24 protein-coding genes, 1 rRNA gene and 2 other annotated features are annotated in these 21,144 nt (G+C 40.2%); all 25 genes read left to right on the top strand.

Annotated features, from left to right (window positions below; genetic code table 11):
• A 5S ribosomal RNA gene (gene rrf, locus KQ486_RS14700) occupies window positions 1–77 on the top strand; the annotation flags it as partial.
• A gap of 299 nt (window positions 78–376) precedes the next feature.
• Entirely contained in the window at window positions 377–1,075 is a 699-nt protein-coding gene (locus KQ486_RS08810; protein ID WP_186278664.1) for an MgtC/SapB family protein, read from the top strand.
• Window positions 1,076–1,262: 187 nt separating this feature from the next.
• Window positions 1,263–1,739 carry a CtsR family transcriptional regulator gene (locus tag KQ486_RS08815; protein ID WP_144163587.1) on the top strand — a complete coding sequence of 159 codons (477 nt, stop codon included), beginning with the start codon at window positions 1,263–1,265 and terminating at the stop codon, window positions 1,737–1,739.
• Between the two features lie 2 nt (window positions 1,740–1,741).
• Complete coding sequence (mcsA, locus tag KQ486_RS08820) at window positions 1,742–2,281, top strand: protein-arginine kinase activator protein McsA (protein ID WP_144163588.1); 540 nt, start codon at window positions 1,742–1,744, stop codon at window positions 2,279–2,281.
• Window positions 2,281–3,351 carry a protein-arginine kinase McsB gene (mcsB, locus tag KQ486_RS08825; RefSeq protein WP_144163589.1) on the top strand — a complete coding sequence of 357 codons (1,071 nt, stop codon included), beginning with the start codon at window positions 2,281–2,283 and terminating at the stop codon, window positions 3,349–3,351. The genes mcsA and mcsB overlap by 1 nt, the downstream gene beginning before the upstream one ends.
• 18 nt (window positions 3,352–3,369) lie before the next feature.
• Window positions 3,370–5,829, top strand: a complete 2,460-nt coding sequence (locus KQ486_RS08830) for an ATP-dependent Clp protease ATP-binding subunit (protein ID WP_216687406.1) — start codon at window positions 3,370–3,372, stop codon at window positions 5,827–5,829.
• A gap of 110 nt (window positions 5,830–5,939) precedes the next feature.
• Entirely contained in the window at window positions 5,940–7,310 is a 1,371-nt protein-coding gene (gene radA / locus KQ486_RS08835) for a DNA repair protein RadA (protein ID WP_144163591.1), read from the top strand.
• A gap of 148 nt (window positions 7,311–7,458) precedes the next feature.
• Window positions 7,459–8,544 carry a PIN/TRAM domain-containing protein gene (locus KQ486_RS08840; protein ID WP_216687407.1) on the top strand — a complete coding sequence of 362 codons (1,086 nt, stop codon included), beginning with the start codon at window positions 7,459–7,461 and terminating at the stop codon, window positions 8,542–8,544.
• Between the two features lie 181 nt (window positions 8,545–8,725).
• The gene (gene ispD, locus KQ486_RS08845; protein WP_216687408.1) at window positions 8,726–9,430 is read left to right on the top strand and encodes a 2-C-methyl-D-erythritol 4-phosphate cytidylyltransferase; all 705 of its coding nucleotides are present in this window, start codon (window positions 8,726–8,728) and stop codon (window positions 9,428–9,430) included.
• Window positions 9,431–9,907, top strand: coding sequence for a 2-C-methyl-D-erythritol 2,4-cyclodiphosphate synthase (gene ispF, locus KQ486_RS08850; RefSeq protein ID WP_144163594.1), 477 nt, complete (start codon window positions 9,431–9,433; stop codon window positions 9,905–9,907). It abuts the gene before it with no gap.
• A 33-nt stretch (window positions 9,908–9,940) separates the two neighbouring features.
• Window positions 9,941–11,416 (top strand): glutamate--tRNA ligase, encoded by a 1,476-nt coding sequence (gene gltX / locus KQ486_RS08855; RefSeq protein ID WP_144163595.1) that lies wholly within the window; start codon window positions 9,941–9,943, stop codon window positions 11,414–11,416.
• A gap of 40 nt (window positions 11,417–11,456) precedes the next feature.
• Window positions 11,457–11,672: a binding site (T-box leader), on the top strand.
• A gap of 153 nt (window positions 11,673–11,825) precedes the next feature.
• Window positions 11,826–12,494: a serine O-acetyltransferase gene (cysE, locus tag KQ486_RS08860; RefSeq protein ID WP_216687409.1), complete on the top strand. Its 669-nt coding sequence runs from the start codon at window positions 11,826–11,828 to the stop codon at window positions 12,492–12,494.
• Window positions 12,484–13,881 carry a cysteine--tRNA ligase gene (gene cysS / locus KQ486_RS08865; RefSeq protein ID WP_216687410.1) on the top strand — a complete coding sequence of 466 codons (1,398 nt, stop codon included), beginning with the start codon at window positions 12,484–12,486 and terminating at the stop codon, window positions 13,879–13,881. Before cysE ends, cysS begins: the two co-directional genes overlap by 11 nt.
• Window positions 13,882–13,885: 4 nt before the next feature.
• The gene (locus KQ486_RS08870; RefSeq protein ID WP_144163598.1) at window positions 13,886–14,278 is read left to right on the top strand and encodes a Mini-ribonuclease 3; all 393 of its coding nucleotides are present in this window, start codon (window positions 13,886–13,888) and stop codon (window positions 14,276–14,278) included.
• 1 nt (window position 14,279) lies between these two features.
• Window positions 14,280–15,020, top strand: a complete 741-nt coding sequence (gene rlmB, locus KQ486_RS08875; protein WP_144163599.1) for a 23S rRNA (guanosine(2251)-2'-O)-methyltransferase RlmB — start codon at window positions 14,280–14,282, stop codon at window positions 15,018–15,020.
• A 3-nt stretch (window positions 15,021–15,023) separates the two neighbouring features.
• Complete coding sequence (locus KQ486_RS08880) at window positions 15,024–15,533, top strand: NYN domain-containing protein (protein ID WP_216687411.1); 510 nt, start codon at window positions 15,024–15,026, stop codon at window positions 15,531–15,533.
• 43 nt (window positions 15,534–15,576) lie between these two features.
• Window positions 15,577–16,269, top strand: a complete 693-nt coding sequence (gene sigH, locus KQ486_RS08885) for an RNA polymerase sporulation sigma factor SigH (protein WP_186278665.1) — start codon at window positions 15,577–15,579, stop codon at window positions 16,267–16,269.
• A 72-nt stretch (window positions 16,270–16,341) separates the two neighbouring features.
• A complete protein-coding gene (gene rpmG / locus KQ486_RS08890; protein ID WP_144163601.1) occupies window positions 16,342–16,488 on the top strand; it encodes a 50S ribosomal protein L33 in 147 nt (48 codons plus the stop codon).
• Window positions 16,489–16,514: 26 nt separating this feature from the next.
• On the top strand, window positions 16,515–16,682 hold the full coding sequence (secE, locus tag KQ486_RS08895) for a preprotein translocase subunit SecE (protein WP_144163602.1): 168 nt from the start codon (window positions 16,515–16,517) through the stop codon (window positions 16,680–16,682).
• A 262-nt stretch (window positions 16,683–16,944) separates the two neighbouring features.
• Entirely contained in the window at window positions 16,945–17,478 is a 534-nt protein-coding gene (gene nusG / locus KQ486_RS08900) for a transcription termination/antitermination protein NusG (protein WP_144163603.1), read from the top strand.
• Between the two features lie 133 nt (window positions 17,479–17,611).
• Window positions 17,612–18,037: a 50S ribosomal protein L11 gene (rplK, locus tag KQ486_RS08905; protein WP_144088732.1), complete on the top strand. Its 426-nt coding sequence runs from the start codon at window positions 17,612–17,614 to the stop codon at window positions 18,035–18,037.
• 161 nt (window positions 18,038–18,198) lie between these two features.
• Window positions 18,199–18,894, top strand: coding sequence for a 50S ribosomal protein L1 (gene rplA / locus KQ486_RS08910; RefSeq protein ID WP_144163604.1), 696 nt, complete (start codon window positions 18,199–18,201; stop codon window positions 18,892–18,894).
• Between the two features lie 52 nt (window positions 18,895–18,946).
• Window positions 18,947–19,115, top strand: a sequence feature (ribosomal protein L10 leader region).
• A gap of 56 nt (window positions 19,116–19,171) precedes the next feature.
• On the top strand, window positions 19,172–19,672 hold the full coding sequence (rplJ, locus tag KQ486_RS08915) for a 50S ribosomal protein L10 (RefSeq protein WP_144163605.1): 501 nt from the start codon (window positions 19,172–19,174) through the stop codon (window positions 19,670–19,672).
• 54 nt (window positions 19,673–19,726) lie between these two features.
• The gene (gene rplL / locus KQ486_RS08920; RefSeq protein WP_144163606.1) at window positions 19,727–20,089 is read left to right on the top strand and encodes a 50S ribosomal protein L7/L12; all 363 of its coding nucleotides are present in this window, start codon (window positions 19,727–19,729) and stop codon (window positions 20,087–20,089) included.
• A gap of 126 nt (window positions 20,090–20,215) precedes the next feature.
• Entirely contained in the window at window positions 20,216–20,821 is a 606-nt protein-coding gene (locus KQ486_RS08925) for a class I SAM-dependent methyltransferase (RefSeq protein ID WP_144163607.1), read from the top strand.
• The last annotated feature ends 323 nt before the right edge of the window (window positions 20,822–21,144 follow it).

Below are 21,144 nucleotides of genomic sequence, written 5' to 3' on the forward strand. Positions count from 1 at the left end.
CCGAACACAGAAGTTAAGCTCTCTAGCGCCGATGGTAGTTGGGGTTTTTCCCCTGCAAGAGTAGGACGTTGCCGGGCGGTCAAAGCCAAGAAGATTTCTTCTTGGCTTTTTTTGCACATCAAAAAGCATATGATATTTTTCTTCTTCTTTGCATAACCATAATTTTACCTTCATCTATAATATCCATTGTTAAAAAAGCCAATTTAATTGTTTTCTTATCGATGTTTAATAAATAGAAATAGGGTATAGAGAAATATTTGGTTTAGTCATTCTTTAGATCGTTTGCGTTTTGATTGAGTACGTTGCTTTCATAGTAATGAATAAAAACACAAAGATTTACCAGGATCTATAGTTTAAATAAGTGAGGGGAGAAGAAATGATTGAATCGATGAATCAACTTTTTGGGGAAAACTTCTCAGAGATGCTGTTGCGCATTTTATTAGCTACCGTACTTTGTGGTTTGATTGGTTTTGAAAGAGAATTGAAAAAACACCAAGCTGGCTTTCGTACACATATATTAGTTGGGGTAGGCGCTTGTATGATGATGCTTTTGTCATTGTACGGTTTCGATCAATACATTACTCAATATGATAATATTCGCTTTGATCCTGCCAGAATTCCTTCTTATGTCATCAGTGGAATTGGCTTCTTGGGTGCAGGTACGATTATGGTTCATGGCATGACGATTCGCGGATTAACGACTGCAGCATCCATTTGGACCGTAGCTGGGATTGGATTAGTCGTTGGTGCAGGTTTGTATCCATTAGCTATTTTAACGACGATCGTTGTTTTACTTAGCTTGGTTTTTTTGAATTCATTCGAGAAGTTGTTTTCAAAAGACAAAGGAAAATATCTCATTCAACTCAGGATTGATAATAGAGCAAATATCGGAGACATCTTGGATGTGTTTGAAACGTATGACCTATATATCAAACGAATTGAAATTGAGACGGAGAGTGTCGATCAGCGAAATATATATATTGAACTTGAGAAGGACCAATTGTTTAACCGACATGAATTACTTGATGAAGTTAGTCGCATACAGTATGTAACGTATGTTCACAAGCCAAAATAATAACAACTAGAAGATGATTCGAAAATGAATCATCTTTTTTTATAAAAATGGAGCAAAACGTTTTGCATCGATCATAAAAATAAGTATAATAAAATTATAGTCAAAGATAGTCAAAGTCAAAGTTAATGTAAATGACTTTTATTTAAGTAACTTAAAGGGAATTATAGGGTAAAGGAGGGATCGCACGTTGAAGAACATATCTGATGTCATTGAAGCATATTTAAAGAGAGTGCTTCAGATGAGTGGTGAGGATATCGTTGAAATAAAAAGAAGTGAGATAGCAGATCGCTTTGAGTGTGTTCCTTCGCAAATCAATTATGTCATCAAGACACGTTTTACGGTTGAAAAAGGATATATTGTTGAGAGTAAGCGTGGGGGCGGAGGCTATATTCGTATCATTCGATTAAAGCCTAAATCAAAGCAAGCTTTACTTGATGAAATGCTCTCAATCACCAACAACCCAATGTCACAGCAGGCAAGCATGGACTTATTAAATCGGTTATATGAGGAACGTTTATTAACCGAAAGAGAGTCACATCTAATGAATAAAATTTTACATCGGGATGTCCTATCCATCCCATTGCCCAATCGAGATATCATTCGTTCTAAAGTTTTTCGAGAGTTAATTATGACGTTGAAAGTTCATGATCGACAGGAGGGATAAATATGGAATGTCAAAGATGTCATAAAAACGACGCCAGTGTGCATTATACACAAGTTATTAATGGGAAGAAAGATGAGGTCCATTTATGTGAAGAATGTGCTGAAAAAGAGGGTTATATGGACTTTTCCAACCAACATCTTTCCATGCATCAATTCCTGACAAGTATGGTTCCGCTTGACTCGGCATTCAATAAAAGTCAGAGTATCAAGCCGGAAACGACAACGCAGTGTGACTATTGTGGAATGACATATGGAGAATTTCGTAGAAAAGGAAAATTCGGTTGTAGCCATTGTTACGAATCGTTTTCTTCCTACTTGACACCCCTTCTGAAGCGAGTTCATAGTGGGAATACTGAACACGTTGGAAAGATCCCAAAAAGAATTGGCGGGAATTTACACAAACAACGTGAGGTTGAGAGTTTGCAAACAAAACTTCAAGAAGCAATTCAAGCTGAAGCATTTGAAGAAGCAGCAACAATACGAGATCAAATACATCAATTGAAACAGGAGCTAGAAGAGGAACGAAAAGGTGGTGAAGCATAATGTCATTACAAGACTTTATTGATGATGCCATCAGCCCTTGGTTGAATGACGGTGGAGAGGATAACGATATCGTCTTAAGCAGTCGAATACGCTTGGCAAGAAATTTGGATAAAGTTCCTTTTCCTACGAGTGGCCAAGAAGAACCTTTAACAAAAGTCTTGGAATACATGGAACAGGAATTTAGTGGCCAATCATTCAATGGGTTTAAGGATTTTCAACTTGCCAAGATGTCAGATCTTGAGCCGATTGAAAAAAGGGTCTTGATTGAAAAACATTTAATTAGCCCAAACTTAGCTGAGAACGAAGGCAGCGGCGCTGTATTGATTTCAAAAAATGAACAAGTCTCAATTATGGTCAATGAAGAAGATCACTTACGGTTGCAAATCTATTATCCAGGACTGCAATTGAAAACAGCCGTAGATACCGCTTTTGAAATCGATGATTGGATCGAGGGCAAAATTGGTTATGCTTTTGATGAAGAGAAAGGATATTTAACAAGTTGTCCGACAAACGTCGGTACAGGATTAAGGGCATCCGTTATGATGCATCTTCCAGCACTGACAATGACAAATCAGATGAATCAGATTGTTCCTGAGATTAATAAGCTAGGGTTAGTTGTACGCGGGATATATGGTGAAGGTAGCGAAGCGTTAGGGAATCTTTACCAAGTATCCAACCAAGTGACTCTAGGGAAGTCTGAGGAAGAAATCATTCAAGATTTAACCAGTGTCGTAAGAGAATTAATTGATAGTGAACGTAGATCCAGAGAATGGATTGTCCAGCAATCGGGTATACAGTTAGAAGATAAACTGTATCGTTCCTATGGGATTTTATCTAATAGCCGGATCATTCACTCGAAAGAAGCATCAAAATGTTTGTCAGATATTCGTTTAGCAATTGATTTAGGATGGATTAAAGGAGTTTCCAAAACTATTCTGAATGAATTAATGGTGTTAACCCAACCCGGTTTCTTGCAGCATTACGCCAAGAAAGGACTTTCGCCAAGAGAACGGGATGTATTTCGAGCTAAATTGATTCGAGAACGATTAACGATGGAACAAGAGGATTAAAAAGGAGGTCATTTATATATGATGTTTGGTAGATTTACAGAAAGAGCTCAAAAAGTATTGGCACTTTCACAAGAAGAAGCCTTAAGATTAGGCCACAACAACATCGGTACAGAACATATTTTGTTAGGATTGATTAAAGAGGGCGAGGGCATTGCTGCTAAAGCTTTGAAGTCGCTGGATATCGACAGTGAAAAAATACAACAAGAAGTTGAACAGTTGATTGGAAAAGGAGAGTCAACGAATCAAACGATTCACTATACACCGCGTGCGAAGAAAGTCATCGAGCTTTCTATGGATGAAGCGAGAAAGTTGAATCATTCCTACGTAGGAACAGAGCACATTCTTTTAGGGTTAATCCGTGAAGGCGAAGGGGTGGCAGCTCGCGTATTTAACAACTTAGGTGTTAGCTTAAATAAAGCACGTCAACAAGTATTACAACTACTTGGTAGCAATGACTCAACATCTGGTCATCCACATCAACGAAAACAAAAACAAAATTCGAATGCACAAACACCAACGCTTGATTCACTAGCTTCAGATTTAACAGCTACTGCTCGTGAAGGAAACGTGGATCCAGTTATTGGACGAAGTGAGGAAATTGAACGCGTCATTCAGGTGCTTAGCCGCCGTAGAAAAAACAACCCTGTATTGATTGGTGAACCAGGTGTTGGTAAGACGGCAATCGCAGAAGGGCTCGCTCAACAAATTGTTAATAATGAAATCCCTGAAATTCTTCGCGACAAACGAGTAATGACACTAGATATGGGTACCGTTGTTGCGGGCACGAAATATCGTGGTGAATTTGAAGACCGTTTGAAAAAAGTGATTGAAGAGATTCGACAGGCTAAAAACATTATTTTGTTCATCGATGAATTGCACACATTAATTGGTGCTGGCGGAGCAGAAGGTGCGATTGATGCATCCAATATTCTGAAACCAGCATTAGCTCGGGGTGAATTGCAATGTATCGGTGCGACGACATTGGATGAATACCGTAAGTATATTGAGAAAGATGCTGCATTGGAGCGTCGTTTCCAGCCAATCCAAGTATCCGAGCCAACGACAGAAGAATCCACGAAAATCTTACAAGGTCTTCGTGATCGCTATGAAGCACATCACCGTGTGACCATTTCGGATGATGCGATTGAAAGTGCCGTACGCTTCTCCGACCGGTATATTACGGACCGCTTTCTACCGGATAAGGCGATTGATTTAATTGACGAAGCGGCTTCACGCGTCAGACTTCGTAACTATACAGTGCCACCAAACCTAAAAGAGTTGGAAGAAAAGCTGGATGAAGTGAAGAAAGAAAAAGATGCAGCCGTTCAAAGTCAAGAATTTGAAACAGCAGCGTCATTACGTGATAAAGAACAAAAGCTGAAAGATGAAGTTGAGAAAACGAAGAATGAGTGGAAAGAAAAACAAGGACAAGAAAGCTCCGAAGTGACATTGGATGATATTGCGCATGTCGTCTCCACATGGACGGGTGTTCCAGTTTCCCGTATGGAGAAATCCGAAAAAGAGCGTCTGTTGAACTTGGAAGAAAATCTTCATGATCGGGTCATTGGCCAAGAAGAAGCCGTGCAATCTATTTCCAAAGCCATTCGAAGAGCTCGTGCTGGATTAAAAGACCCGAAACGCCCAATAGGTTCATTCATTTTCCTAGGACCTACAGGTGTTGGTAAGACAGAGCTTGCACGCGCCTTAGCTTCGACGATGTTCGGAGAAGAAGATGCAATGATTCGGATTGATATGTCCGAGTATATGGAAAAACACGCGACATCTAGACTTGTCGGTTCACCTCCAGGATATGTAGGTTATGATGAAGGCGGTCAACTAACCGAAAAAGTCCGTCAAAAACCGTATTCCGTTATTCTTTTGGATGAAATTGAAAAAGCGCACCCAGAAGTATTCAATATCTTACTACAAGTACTTGAAGACGGTCGCTTAACGGATTCAAAAGGCAGAACGGTTGATTTCAGAAACACGATCTTAATCATGACATCCAACGTTGGTGCACATGAATTGCGCCGGGAAAAATACGTTGGCTTCAGTATGAGTGACGATCAAAGAGACTATAAGAGTATGAAGGATAAAGTGATGGAAGAATTGAAAAAGGCCTTCCGTCCAGAATTTTTAAACCGGGTGGATGACACAATCGTCTTCCATTCACTTGAAGAAAAACATATCCGTCAAATCGTTACATTGATGGTGAAACAGCTTCAAGATCGTTTGGTTGACAATGAAATTCACTTTACACTTTCAGATCAAGCGATTGATAAGATCGCCGATGAAGGAATGGACCTAGAGTATGGAGCTCGCCCACTCCGTCGCTCCCTTCAGAAAAACGTCGAGGACTTCCTTTCCGAAGAGTTGTTGAAAGGTGACTTGGAAAAAGGTCAGTCTGTAGAGATTGATGTAGATGACAATGGTGACTTCTATGTATCTGCAAAAAAAGCTTTTGAAGATGTAAAATAGTTGCTAAATTATTCAAACAGCCAGCAGGAAAAATACCCGCTGGCTGTTTTTTTCTTGTACAATAGAAGTATGCAATCAGCTTGAAAGATCGATAGAAAAGGAGCCTGAGAATGGCAAAGAAGAAATCAGTTTTCATGTGTCAAGAATGTGGGTATGAATCCCCGAAATGGATGGGAAAATGTCCCGCATGTCATCAGTGGAATAGCTTTGTAGAAGAAAAAATACAGACGACGAAAGATCGACATACTCTTGGACAACAAGAAAGTCGGACGAGAAGAAAACCGACGACAATTAATCAAGTGTCCATGCAGGATGAAAAGCGGATACGTATTGATATGGAGGAGATGAACCGAGTTCTCGGTGGAGGGGTCGTACCAGGATCACTTGTTTTGATTGGAGGCGATCCCGGTATAGGTAAATCCACGTTATTATTGCAGTTATCGTCCCAGTTAGCAGCCGCAAAACATGCAGCTCTTTATATTTCGGGTGAGGAATCGGAGAAGCAAACAAAGCTTCGTGCAAGTCGGTTAAATATCAATAATGACTCTCTATATATCCTTTCAGAAACAAACTTGGAATATGTGATCGACTCCATTAATGAAATGAATCCTGATTTTGTCGTGATCGATTCGATTCAGACGATTTACTTGGATACTGTTACATCTGCAGCCGGGTCGGTTTCTCAAGTTCGTGAATGTACTTCAGCCTTAATGAAAGTAGCCAAAACGAAAGGCATCCCAATTTTCATTGTTGGTCACGTGACGAAAGAAGGTGCAATTGCAGGCCCACGTCTTCTTGAGCATATGGTTGATACGGTTCTTTACTTTGAAGGTGAGCGCCATCATGCTTTCCGTATTTTGCGCAGTGTCAAAAACCGCTTTGGCAGTACGCATGAAATGGGTATTTTTGAAATGAAAGAAGAAGGGTTGGTCGAAGTCAGTAATCCATCGGAAATTTTCTTAGAAGAACGCTCACAAGGAATTGCCGGGTCGACGATTGTTGCCTCGATGGAAGGGACAAGGCCGATGTTGGTGGAGATCCAGGCACTTATTTCTCCGACACAATTTGGGAATGCTAGAAGAATGGCGACCGGTTTAGATCATAACCGTGTGCCTCTATTGATGGCCGTCTTAGAAAAGCGAGCTGGCCTTCTTCTACAAAACCAAGATGCTTACGTGAAAGTTGCGGGCGGCGTGAAATTAGATGAACCGGCCATCGATTTGGCTGTGGCTGTGTGCATTGCATCAAGCTTCAGAGACCAGCCGACGCAAAAAGATGATGTATTTATCGGAGAAGTAGGACTTACAGGTGAAATCAGACGTGTGTCTCGGATTGAGCAGCGGATCAAGGAAGCACAAAAATTAGGCTTCAAACGAGTGATTTTACCTAATCGGAATTTAAGTGGAATTTCAACACCGGACGGAATTAAATTACATGGTGTAGATTCTGTTCATGATGCTTTACGGGTGGCTCTGGAATAAAATTGTTAGCTCATTGTAATCAAATTGACATATAACTTTAACGATGGTACAATATTCTGTTTTGTATCTTTTGACTATGAAATAACCGGGTGGTATAATTTTAACCACCCAAAAATACTTTTAAATGATGCAAAGAGGAGGTGTCAAGATGTTAAAAAAGGTGGTCCAATTATTTATATTGGTTGCCGGTGGAATGATTGGCTATTTATATATTCCTGATATCAACCAGGTCGCTAACTATATGCCGAGCTGGCTTGTTCCGTATTTTGGTTTGTTTTTAGGTGCACTCATATTCTTTTTTATTAGTCTATTTATTGCTGATTATATCATTGGTTTTTTAGTTTTCATCGAGGAAAAATTAGTCAAAGTTCCAGTTGCCGACTTATTGTTCGGGAGTATCGGACTCGTTGTTGGATTGTTGATCGCATTCTTGATCAACACATTTGTCCAAGGTTTGGGCATTCCTGTGATTTCCGGTGTGCTCCCTGTTTTCTTGTCTATCATTTTGGCGTATTTAGGTTTTCAGGTTGGGTTTAAGCGTCGAAATGAATTTGCAGGTCTATTATCTAAAAAAGAGCCGGAAGAGAAAGAGAAGGCTACCGAGGAAAAAGTGAATGATCAACAAGTCAAACCGAAAATTCTTGATACGAGTGTAATTATTGATGGTAGAATCGCTGATATTTGTGAGACGAAATTCTTGGAAGGAACAATCATGATTCCGCGTTTTGTCTTGGAAGAGTTACAACATATCGCAGATTCATCTGATTTGTTAAAGCGTAATCGTGGCCGTAGAGGGTTGGATATTTTAAACCGGCTTCAAAAAGAACTGCCGGTTGATGTGCAATTTTATGAAGGTGACTTTGATGATATCCAAGAAGTAGATAGCAAGCTTGTGAAACTGACAAAACTTTTGGATGGTATTTTAGTGACGAATGATTATAATTTAAATAAGGTTTCTGAGTTTCAAAATGTGAGTGTGTTGAATATCAATGATCTTGCAAATGCAGTGAAACCAATCGTGTTACCTGGTGAAAAAATGCAAGTACATGTCATTAAGGCAGGAAAAGAAGAAGAGCAAGGTGTTGCCTACTTGGATGATGGGACGATGATTGTCATTGAAGAAGGCAAGAATTTTATCGGGAAAACAATCAAAGTGATTGTTACCAGCGTCTTGCAAACTTCTGCAGGCAGAATGATCTTTGCCAAACCGAAAGCTTTTGAGCAAGCCCAATAATAAAAACAATGTTCGAAAAGGTTGGCTCTAAGCTTCTATATGAAGCGATGAAAGCCAACCTTTTGTTAAAAGAAACACTAACGGTTTCTATCAATTATCCATCAATTGGCTAAAGAGAATGCTCAAAACCGAATGTGGCTTCACTTCACGTATGAAATCAACCAGAATGCAGGAGGATCCTATGGAATCATATCAGGTCATTATATTGGCAGCTGGTCAAGGAAAGAGAATGAAAGCAAACTTCAATAAACAATTTATCACCATTGGTTCAGAACCATTACTTGCACATACAATCGCTGTTTTTGAACAAGATGATTGGTGTGACTCGATCTATTTGGTTAATCAGCCAGGTGATCGAGAAATGATTGAATCCATTGTAGCCGAAAAACAATTTTCAAAAGTAAGGAAGTACGTAACGGGTGGAAAAGAGCGTCAAGACAGCGTACGTTTAGGTTTGGAAGCGGTTGATCCATCCAAAATCACAATGATTCACGACGGTGCAAGGCCATTCGTGACCGAGGAAGAGCTTCATCGATTACATAAAGCAACACAAAATACAGGCGCTGCATTTTTGGCTGTTCCTGTTACGGATACGATCAAGCAAGTCGATGGTGGCCGTGTGAAAACGTTGAAGCGAAGTGAATTATTTGCCGCCCAAACGCCACAAGCTTTCCGGTATGATTTGATTCATCGTGCACATGAATGGGCGTATAACCAAGGTATACAGGCGACGGATGATGTGCAATTGCTTGAGCTAATGGAGCAATCGATTGAATTGGTTGAAGGAAGTTACCGGAATATGAAGCTCACAACACCAGAAGATATACAAAGAGCTGAAAATATGCTACAAATAAATAGGCAATCTATACAAGAGGAGGAGCTATAATTGTTTCGGATTGGACAAGGTTTTGATGTACATCAGTTTGCGCCTGGTCGTCCCTGTATTATCGGTGGAGTTGAAATCCCGCACGAGCAAGGGTTGACTGGACACTCAGATGCTGATGTTTTATTACACACAATAGCAGATGCTGCACTGGGAGCAATCGGAGAGGGAGATATCGGGAAACACTTTCCTGATACAGACCCGGCATATAAAGATGCGGATTCAAAGGAATTGCTTCGTCATGTCTGGACGCTTGTGGAACAAAAAGGGTTCACTTTAGTCAATATTGATTGTACCGTTATTGCTCAAGCGCCGAAAATGGCTCCTTATATAGAGAAAATCCGTCAAGTGGTAGCTGAATTGCTACAAGCGGAAACGAATCAAGTGAATGTGAAAGCGACGACAACTGAACAGTTAAGTTTTATTGGTAGAAAAGAAGGGATCGCCGCGCAAGCCGTGATTCTTTTGCAACAAAAATAAACAGTAGAATTTATTGATGGAGGGAGTATCACCATGTCAGCACAAGAAGTACGTGTACGTTATGCACCTAGTCCAACAGGTCATTTGCATATCGGAAATGCTCGAACAGCTTTATTTAACTATTTATACGCAAGACATACTGGCGGAAAATTCATCATCCGTATTGAAGATACCGACCAGAAGAGAAATGTCGAAGGCGGAGAGCTAAGTCAACTCAATTACTTGAAATGGCTAGGAATCGATTGGGATGAAAGTATCGACCGAGAAGGTGAATATGGTCCATACCGCCAAATGGAACGTCTGGATATTTACCGAAAATACGTAGATGAGCTATTGGAACGCGGTCTCGCTTATAAATGCTATATGACTGAAGACGAATTAGAACAAGAAAGAGAAGAACAGCGGGCGAAGGGCCAGGTACCAATGTACTCTGGTGCGCATCGTAATCTTACACGTGAAGAACAAGAGAAGTTTGAACAAGAGGGCCGCGAGCCTAGTATTCGTTTGCGTGTTCCAAGTCAAGAAACTTATACTTTTTTCGATATTGTAAAAGGAAAAATTACGTTTGAGTCAGCTGATTTTGGTGACTGGGTCATTTTGAAAAAAGATGGCACACCAACGTATAATTTTGCAGTTGCGGTTGATGACCATTTGATGAAAATTACGCATGTCCTTCGTGGTGAAGACCATATTTCCAATACGCCAAAACAGATGATGGTCTACCGTGCATTTGATTGGGAGATTCCGACCTATGCGCATATGACATTGATCGTCAACGAAGAAAGAAAGAAACTTAGTAAGCGAGATGAAAGCATTATTCAATTCATTGAGCAATACGAAGAGTTAGGTTATTTGCCTGAAGCTTTGTTTAATTTCATCACATTGCTTGGTTGGTCTCCAGTAGGAGAGGAAGAAATCTTCACACGCGAAGAGTTCATTGAAATGTTCGACCCTGAACGACTATCAACATCTCCAGCTGTTTTTGATAGCCATAAATTAAAGTGGATGAATAACCAATATATTAAATCAAGTTCATTAGACCGAGTCATTCAGTTAGCTAAACCACATTTGTTAAAAGCCGGAAAAATTGAAGAAAATGCAGATGAGGAAACTGAAAAGTGGGTCAATGAATTGATTGGCTTATACAAGGAACAGCTTAGTTACGGTGCTGAAATTGTCGAGTTGACAGAGTTATTTTTCAAGAAAGAAGCAGAATATACAGAAGAAGCGATGGATGTTCTCAGCCAAGAACATGTTCCTGAAATGCTTGCGAACTTTAAAACACAGCTGGACGGGTTAGAAACTTTCGAAGCGGATGATATTAAAGCCGCCATCAAAGCAACGCAAAAAGATACAGGTAACAAAGGCAAGAAGTTGTTCATGCCAATACGGGTCGCAACAACAGCCGAAACACACGGACCAGAATTGCCACAGGCGATCCACTTACTTGGAAAAGAAACGGTCATCCATCGATTAGGGAAGTTAATTGATGAGTTAAATAATTCGTAACAACAATGGTTTTTTGTATATAATAACAATATATCATTGAATAAAAACGTAGATGAGGAAAAGTAGCCGATTGAAAGGACCACAGAGAGAGCTGTATAGGTGAGAGCAGCTTTCCAGACAATCGGTGAAATGCCCCTCGGAGTTCCTTTTCCGAAATACAGTAAGAAAAGGCGAGTAGCGATCGTTATCCGTTTAAGCGAGAGGTGTTCGATGCCTTTAAGCAGAGTGGAACCGCGTAAATATATACGCCTCTGTCTATTGAATGATAGACAGAGGCTTTTTGTATTCAGCGTTTTTCGGAGGCCAACCGAATTTACACTTTTGAAAACCACGATTTATCAAGAAACGTGTCATCTACCAATAAAACGTCACTCTTGTTAAAGAAGATCGAAGCATTCAAGGGAGGAGGATGGATGTGCGAAAGTTTTTTAGTCTGTTGAAAGATGATGTAAAAGTAGTCTTTGACCAGGATCCAGCGGCAAGAAATACGTTCGAAGTTGTGTTGACGTATTCTGGCGTGCATGCCGTTTGGGCACACCGATTTGCACATGGCTTTCATAAACGGAATATGAAATTTATAGCCCGTGTTATTTCACAAATCAGTCGTTTTTTCACGGGAATTGAAATTCATCCAGGAGCCAAAATTGGACGTCGCTTTTTCATCGACCATGGAATGGCGGTCGTCATCGGTGAAACGTGTGAAATTGGTGATAATGTAACGATATATCAAGGAGTAACACTTGGTGGAACAGGTAAAGAGAAAGGAAAAAGACACCCGACTCTTAAGGATAATGTGCTTGTTGCAACAGGAGCGAAAGTGTTAGGCTCCATTACGATTGAAGAGCATTCAAAAATTGGCGCAGGGTCCGTTGTATTGAAAGATGTGCCAAAGCATTCAACCGTCGTCGGCATACCTGGACGCGTCGTTGTCCAGAATGGTGTGAAAGTGAAAAAGAATTTAGATCATCATAAAATGCCGGACCCGGTGCAAGAACATTGCAACCGTTTGGAAGGAAGAATCAAGGAATTGGAGAAAGAATTGGCGAAGCTGAAAGGAGTGTCTGTGCATGACGATTAAATTATACAATTCATTAACGAGACAAAAAGAGGAATTTAAACCGATTGAAGAAGGTAAAGTAAAAATGTATGTGTGTGGGCCGACTGTTTATAACTATATTCATATCGGGAATGCGCGTCCAGCTATCGTCTTTGATACAGTTCGCCGTTTCTTGGAGTATGTCGGCTATGATGTAGAGTACGTATTAAACTTTACGGATGTCGACGATAAATTAATCAAGGCGGCTAATGAATTAGGCGAGGAAGTTCCAGACATTGCTGAGCGTTTTATTAAAGCCTATAAAGAGGATGTTTCCAAGCTTCATGTGCAAGAAGCTGTTCATCATCCGCGGGTTACAGAATCCATGGAAGACATCATCGCTTTCATCGAAGGGTTGATTGAAAAAGACTATGCTTATGAAGTGGATGGAGACGTCTATTATCGTACGAGAAAATTTGAAAATTACGGAAAGCTATCTCATCAATCCATAGACGAACTTCGTTCAGGAGCGAGAATACAAGTTGGAGAGAAAAAAGACGATCCTCTTGATTTTGCTTTATGGAAAAACGCGAAAGATGGAGAAATCTCTTGGGAAAGTCCTTGGGGAGAAGGAAGACCAGGGTGGCATATCGAATGTTCAGCTATGGCGAAAAAATATTTAGGCGAAACGATCGATATCCATGCGGGTGGTCAAGACCTTACTTTTCCACACCATGAAAATGAAATCGCCCAGTCTGAAGCGAATAATGACAAGACGTTCGCAAACTATTGGATTCACAACGGTTATATTCAAATCGAAAATGAAAAAATGTCCAAATCGCTAGGTAATTTCATTTTAGTGAAAGACATCGTTGAACAGTTCGACCCGAACATTATCCGTTTTTTCATGCTAAGTGTCCATTATCGAAACCCAATTAATTTTAGCCAAACCGTGATTGAAAAAACACAAAATAGTTTTGATCGCATCCAAACAGCTTATCAAAACCTGTTGTATAGAAAAGAAACGAGCGTGGACTTAACGGATAATCAAGCGCAGTGGATGGATTCTATTGACGCACACCGGTCAAAGTTCATTCAAGAGATGAATGATGACTTCAATACAGCCAATGCCATTTCGGTTCTTTTTGAATTGGCGAAAGACGCAAATCGTTATTTGGAAAATAAACAGACAGATACAACAGTCATTGATGTCTTTATAGAGTTGTTTGAAGAAATTACGGGAGTACTCGGGTTGAAATTGGAAACAGAAGAGCTGCTTGACGAGGAGATTGAACAATTGATCGAAGAACGTGTTCAAGCAAGAAAAGACCGGAACTTCAGTCGCGCAGATGAGATTCGCGATCTTTTGGATGAAAAAGGCATTATATTAGAGGATACGCCACAAGGCACTCGATGGAAGCGGAAGTGAATGTATGACTGAACCATTTCAAATGAAAAGCTTGGCACTTGCCTACATGGGCGATGCCATCTATGAAGTTTACATCCGAGCTTATTTAATTGAAAAAGGAGAGGTGAAGCCACAAAAGCTTCACCAATCCGCCATTTCATTTGTTGCAGCAACAGCACAAGCATCTACGGTGAAAAGCTGGCTCGATGATGGGTTTTTAACGGAGACAGAAGAAGCCATCGTGCGTAGAGGAAGAAATGCAAAGTCGAACAAACCGAAAAGCACAGACGTACAGACGTATCGGCTTAGCACCGCTTTTGAAGCGTTACTGGGCTATTTATATTTAAATCAGGAGACAGATCGACTGGAACAATTGATTTCCATGGCGATTATGGACGCTGAAGAAAGGAGATCGTAAAGTGAGTGAAGAGTGGATCGTTGGAAGAAATGCTGTATTAGAAACGTTGAAATCTGGACGGGCGATTAACAAAGTATTAATTCTTGAGTCTATGAAGCCCGCTGCCCAAGGTGAACTCATTCAGGCAGCGAAGAAAGCGAACATTCATGTACAAAAAGTACCGAGAAATAAACTTGACCAATTGGGTGATCATCATCAAGGGGTCGCTGCTTCTGTTGCTGCGTATGATTATCTAGAACTTGAAGATTTACTCAATATTCCGGCGAAAAAAAACGAGACTCCCTTTTTTGTCCTGCTGGATGAGTTGGAAGATCCACATAATTTAGGTTCGATTATGCGGACAGCTGATGCGATTGGTGTACATGGGATCATCATTCCGAAGAGACGCTCCGTGCAACTGACGCAAACCGTTGCGAAAGCTTCTACCGGAGCGATTGAATACGTCCCTGTTGCACGAGTAACAAACATGGCTCAAACGATTGAGCGGCTGAAAGAAGAGAATATTTGGATCATTGGAACAGACGCTTCAGCTTCCGAGGACTATCGGCAAGGAGCATATGACATGCCGCTAGGTCTTGTGATTGGCAGTGAAGGAAAAGGAATTAGCCGGTTGGCAGCCAAAAAATGCGATTGGCACATTCGTCTGCCGATGGTTGGTCATGTGACATCATTGAATGCATCTGTTTCGGCAAGTTTGCTCATGTATGAAGTATACCGAAAACGGAATCCGTTGGGTGGTTGATTCATGATTGTTCTCATTGTCGACGGTTACAACATGATTGGTGATTGGCCTGTATTAAAAGAATTGAAAGAAAAGAGCTTGGAAGAAGCACGGGCGAAGTTAGTTGAGTTAATGGCAGAATATCAAGCTTATATGGGTTATCGAATTATTGTCGTATTCGACGCTTATAATGTTCATGGGCCAGAAAGTCGGGAAACGTTCAAAAAAATTCAACTGGTTTACACGAAAGAAAATGAAACGGCCGACGAAAGAATTGAAAAACTGATTAAAGAAGTGAAGAACGTCAAAACGAAAGTGTATGTTGCAACATCTGATTTTCAAGAACAGTGGACTGTTTTTTCACAGGGAGCACTGCGCAAGTCTGCTCGAGAGTTGTTTTTAGAAATTCAACGAATGAAAAAAGATATCCAAATCGATCTGAAAAATAATCAAAAATTAGCACCGAAACACAAAATTTCATTTGACCAGGACATTCGATCGAAACTTGAAAAAATGCGGAGAGGAAGAAAATAATTCAAACAATAGTTGACTGAAAATTCACAAATCCTGTATAATAATGTTGTATTCTTATATCTGTTATCATTCAGGAGGAGCTAACGTGATCACTAAGGCAGAAATGAAAATGAAACAGGACATGATGGAGTCGGAAGATGAACGTCTCGTAGAACAAGTTCAGCAGGGGGATGGACAAGCCTTGAATCAACTGATTCTGAAATACAAAGGTTTTGTCCGCGGAAAAGCACGTACATATTTTTTGATTGGCGCAGATCGGGAAGACATCATTCAAGAAGGGATGATCGGTTTATATAAAGCGATCCGTGATTACCGACCGGACAAGCTTTCATCTTTCAAGATGTTTGCGGAGCTTTGTGTAACACGCCAGATTATTACGGCAATCAAAACGGCCACCCGACAAAAACATATTCCTCTGAACTCCTATGTCTCGTTAGACAAACCTATTTATGATGAAGAATCTGACCGTACATTGATAGATATCATTGCGGAAGATGAATTAGGCGATCCGGAGAAGCTACTGATCAACCGTGAAAAAAATGGTGATATGGAAATCAAAATGCGTGAAGTATTAAGTGAGCTGGAACAGGAAGTTCTCAATCTTTATCTAGATGGGTGTTCTTATCAAGAGATTTCCCTAAAACTGAACCGTCACGTAAAATCGATCGACAATGCTCTCCAGAGGGTGAAAAGAAAGTTAGAACGTTACTTGCAAGTGAGCGAGATCACGCTCTAAACAATATTTGACACGCCCTTACCCACGTGGTAAGTTTATTGGGTATGAATGAAATCGGATTGAGGTTAATTTATGAGGAAAAAAGCTGTACTGGCATGTTCGGTTTGCCAGTCGCGTAATTATACAACGGACAAAAAAACTAGTTCTAGTGAGCGGATTGAAATAAAAAAGTTTTGTAAAACGTGTGGGAGTCATACGTTGCATCGAGAGACGAAATAGTGTGCAGCAAGGTAAGGGGGATGTAAATGGTCAAGTTCTTGAAAGATGTCAATCGAGAAATGCGGAAAGTATCGTGGCCTAAAGGAAATGAGTTGACCCGATATACCATTATTGTATTGGTGACTGTTATTTTCTTTGGTGTCTTTTTCACTGTGACTGATTTAGTTTTATCTCAAATTTTAGAGCTCTTCTAATTCAATGGTTTAACGATAGAATGTTGTGCTATAATAGTTAGTGAAATAAAACCCGCTTGCCGGGTTTTTTATTATACATTTTTTTACATGATAACGTATAATTCAAACAACAAGTAAACAACGAGAAGAGAGTTCGGGCTGCTGTAAAATGAGAAAACAGAAGCTTCTTGAATCTCTTTGATTTTTTATGTGGCAATAGATTGCGATAATTGACAATCGATCGGGTTAACGAATAGGAGGGAAAGGCGCAAAGCCTATCATTATGGAGAAAAATTGGTATGTGGTTCATACGTATTCTGGCTATGAAAACAAAGTAAAATTAAATTTGGAAAAACGAATCGAATCTATGGGTATGGAAGATAAGATTTTCCGAGTGATCGTTCCAGAAGAGGAAGAAACAGAAGTCAAAAATGGCAAAAGAAAGACATCTTTAAAGAAGGTGTTTCCTGGGTACGTTTTGACAGAAATGATTATGACGGATGATTCATGGTTTGTCGTCAGAAATACACCTGGCGTTACAGGATTCGTCGGTTCAACAGGTGCCGGACAAAAGCCGACACCATTATTGCCGGAAGAATCCGAGCGAATCTTAAAGCGTATGGGTGTCAAAGAGCAAGTGCCTGAAATTGATTTTGAACTGAAAGAGACAGTGCGAGTGACAGAAGGTCCATTCGCGAATTTCACTGGTACAATCGAGAATATTGATACAGATAAACTGAAGGTTAAAGTGCATGTCAACATGTTCGGCAGAGAAACACCTGTCGAATTAGACTTTAATCAGATTGAAAAAATATAACAAACTTCTTGCATTCATAGTCGAAAAATGCTAAGATTTTTATGTTTCTCATGGCCTTATGGGCTAATGATAAAAATGAGTGGGAGGGGCAAGCCCCAATTACCACATCACGGACTTTAAGGAGGTGTGTCTCGTGGCTAAAAAAGTAGTTAACGTTATTAAACTTCAAATTCCAGCAGGTAAAGCAAACCCTGCACCGCCAGTCGGTCCTGCATTGGGTCAAGCTGGTATCAATATCATGGGATTCTGTAAGGAATTTAACGCACAAACACAAGATGAAGCTGGCATGATTATTCCGGTTGAAATTTCTGTTTTTGAAGATCGTTCATTTACTTTCATAACAAAAACTCCACCGGCTGCTGTGCTTCTTAAGAAAGCGGCAGGAATTGAATCCGGTTCTGGTGAACCAAACCGTAATAAGGTCGCAACAGTTAAACGCGATCAAGTACGCGAAATTGCTGAAACAAAAATGCAGGATTTAAACGCTGCTGATGTGGATGCTGCTGTACGTATGGTAGAAGGTACTGCCCGCAGCATGGGTGTTACGATTGAAGACTAATGTCAATGCTATGAAAGGTTGCGGATGAATACTTTCGCAACCTTTATTACAGGTTAACAAAAGTCCAGTAGAGACGACTGTCTTTACCCGAAGACTTACGTTGGTAAGTTTTCGAAAGTGGGAGGTTTAACCGTTAAAACCACAAAGAGGAGGAAAATATAATGGCTAAAAAAGGTAAAAAATATAGCGAAGCACTTAAATTAGTTGATCGTTCAAAAAGCTATGATTCTAAAGAAGCTATTGAGCTTGTGAAAAAAGCATCTACAGCTAAGTTCGATGAAACAGTTGAAGCTGCTTTCCGTTTGGGTGTCGACCCAAAGAAAGCTGACCAACAAATCCGTGGTGCAATGGTATTGCCACACGGTACAGGTAAAACACAACGTGTACTTGTCTTCGCAAAAGGGGACAAAGCAAAAGAGGCTGAAGCGGCAGGCGCTGACTATGTAGGTGACCAAGAATACATCAGCAAAATCAACGAAGGTTGGTTTGACTTTGATGTAATCGTTGCGACACCTGATATGATGGCAGAAGTCGGGAAGCTCGGACGTGTGCTTGGACCAAAAGGTTTAATGCCTAACCCGAAAACAGGCACTGTCACTTTTGAAGTTGAAAAAGCCGTTCAGGAAATTAAAGCGGGTAAAGTTGAGTACCGTGTTGATAAAGCCGGTAACATTCACGTTCCGATCGGTAAAGTTTCTTTCGAAGACAACCAGTTGGTAGAGAACTTTGCTGCAATCACGGAAACACTAGTGAAAGCAAAACCTCAAGCTTCAAAAGGTAAATATATGCGTAATGCTGCCATCTCATCAACAATGGGACCTGGTGTACGCGTAGATGTATCAAGTTTCACCAATTAATCAAGAAATCATTGACTTTTTGATGAGCGGCATATATACTATGTCTTGTCAATTAAATAAATGAGTTATACCGTAGACAGCAGGAGCAATTCCAATTGCTTAAACAAATCCTGCCGAGGTGTGTGATCGTTGCATTCAATCCTCATCTAAATGTGGATTGAATCGTAAATGTGTAAACAATCATGCTCCCATGTCTACATGGGAGCTTTTTTAATGGATAAAAGTGATTGACACGCTCACGGTATGAGGAATCAATTTTCAATTAGGAGGTGGAACGATGAGCTCAATTATCGAGCAAAAGAAACAGCACGTGGAAGAAATTGCTGAAAAGTTTTCAAATGCAAAAACAGCTGTATTAGTTGATTATCGTGGATTGAATGTTGAAGAAGTCACTGAACTTCGTAAACAATTGAGAGAAGCGGGCGTTGAATATAAAGTGTATAAAAACACAATGACACGCCGTGCAACTGAAAAAGCAGGCTTTGAAGAACTACACGAAGTTTTAGTTGGACCGACAGCCATCGCTTTCTCTGAAGAGGATGCAGTTGCACCAGCTAAAGTGATCGGTGGATTTGCGAAAGAGCACGAAGCTTTGGAAATCAAGGGTGGCATTGTTGAAGGAAACGTTGCAACGCTTGAACAAATCAAAGAACTTTCCGAACTACCATCTCACGACGGGCTTCTATCTATGCTTTTAAGCGTACTACAAGCTCCAGTCAGAAACTTTGCATACGCAACAAAAGCGATTGCAGAGCAAAAAGAAGAAGAAGGTGCCTAAACAGAAGCGCCTAATCGTATAGACGTTAATAAAAAATACTAAGGAGGATTTAACATGTCTAAAGATCAAATCATTGATGCGATTAAAGAAATGTCCGTTCTAGAATTGAACGATTTAGTAAAAGCTATTGAGGAAGAATTCGGTGTTACAGCTGCTGCGCCAGTAGCAGTCGGTGGCGGTGCTGCAGAGGAAGCTGCTGAAGAGAAAACTGAATTTGATGTTGTACTTGAAGATGCAGGTTCTTCTAAAATCAAAGTTGTTAAAGCGGTTCGTGAAATCACAGGTCTCGGCTTGAAAGATGCGAAAGAGGTTGTTGACAACGCACCAGGCGCTATCAAAGAAGGCGTAGCTAAAGAAGAAGCTGAAGAAATGAAAACAAAACTAGAAGAAGTTGGCGCGAAAATCGAACTTAAATAGTCAACAAACTCCAATAAGCTCGCTGAACCAGTTCAGCGAGCTTGATTTTTAATTGATTGAATGGATTCAATCTTAATACTTACCAGATGAATTTTTTTCAATTATCCAATGAAGGTGGTCGGTTGAATGAGCGAGCACTATTATGAACGTCACCCCACAAGTGAAAGCAACCCTACTTTTTTCAACGCAATATTGAACACGTTCACATTTACTTTCCAAACAGATGATGGTGTATTTTCCAAAAAGCAAATTGATTATGGTACAAAAGCATTGTTGGCGCAATTTAAGCAACCGAAAGTCATGGGTGAATTTTTGGATGTCGGTTGTGGTTATGGCCCGATCGGAATCACTCTAGCAAAACAATTCCCCGAACGGTCGATTGTGATGGTTGACGTGAATGAGCGTGCGATTCACTTGGCACAAGAGAATATTGAATTAAATGATCTGGAGAATGCGAAGGTCCGGTTTAGCGATGGGTTGTCTACTGTCAAAGATGAACAATTTGCTTCAGTTGTTACGAACCCGCCATTTCGAGCAGGCAAGAAAGTAGTTCATCAAATCATGGAAGAAAGCTTCGATGTATTAAAGCCCGGGGGCGAATTATGGGTAGTGGTACAGAAAAAACAAGGAGCACCTTCATTAAAGAATAAGCTGGAATCATTATTCTCACAAGTGGAGACAGTCAACAAAGACAAAGGGTACTACATTTTGCGTGCCAAAAAGTTTGACTAGGAATCATACGGTGTGATAATATTAAAAAATGCCAATAGAATTGTTTTTCTGTCAAGTGTTTTTTGAAAAATACTGACTAAAGCAATCTGAATGGTGAAAAACGCAGATGAAGTTACGATTATACAGTTCTGATGTATAATATTCTTTAGAGAAGCCGATAATGGTACCGTTCATTAAACATGAATTGAGGTCTTAATGGTACATGACACTTTATCTATTAACTTATAATTTCATAACTTGACATTCTCTATGAATGTTCAAATAGATGCTTGCATAAGGCCTTTTAAAGCAAGCAAGTTCGGCATGCATTCTTGTCGGACCAT

Origin of the sequence: Allobacillus halotolerans (assembly GCF_018967645.1) — a bacterium.
Lineage (GTDB): Bacteria > Bacillota > Bacilli > Bacillales > Alkalibacillaceae > Allobacillus > Allobacillus halotolerans.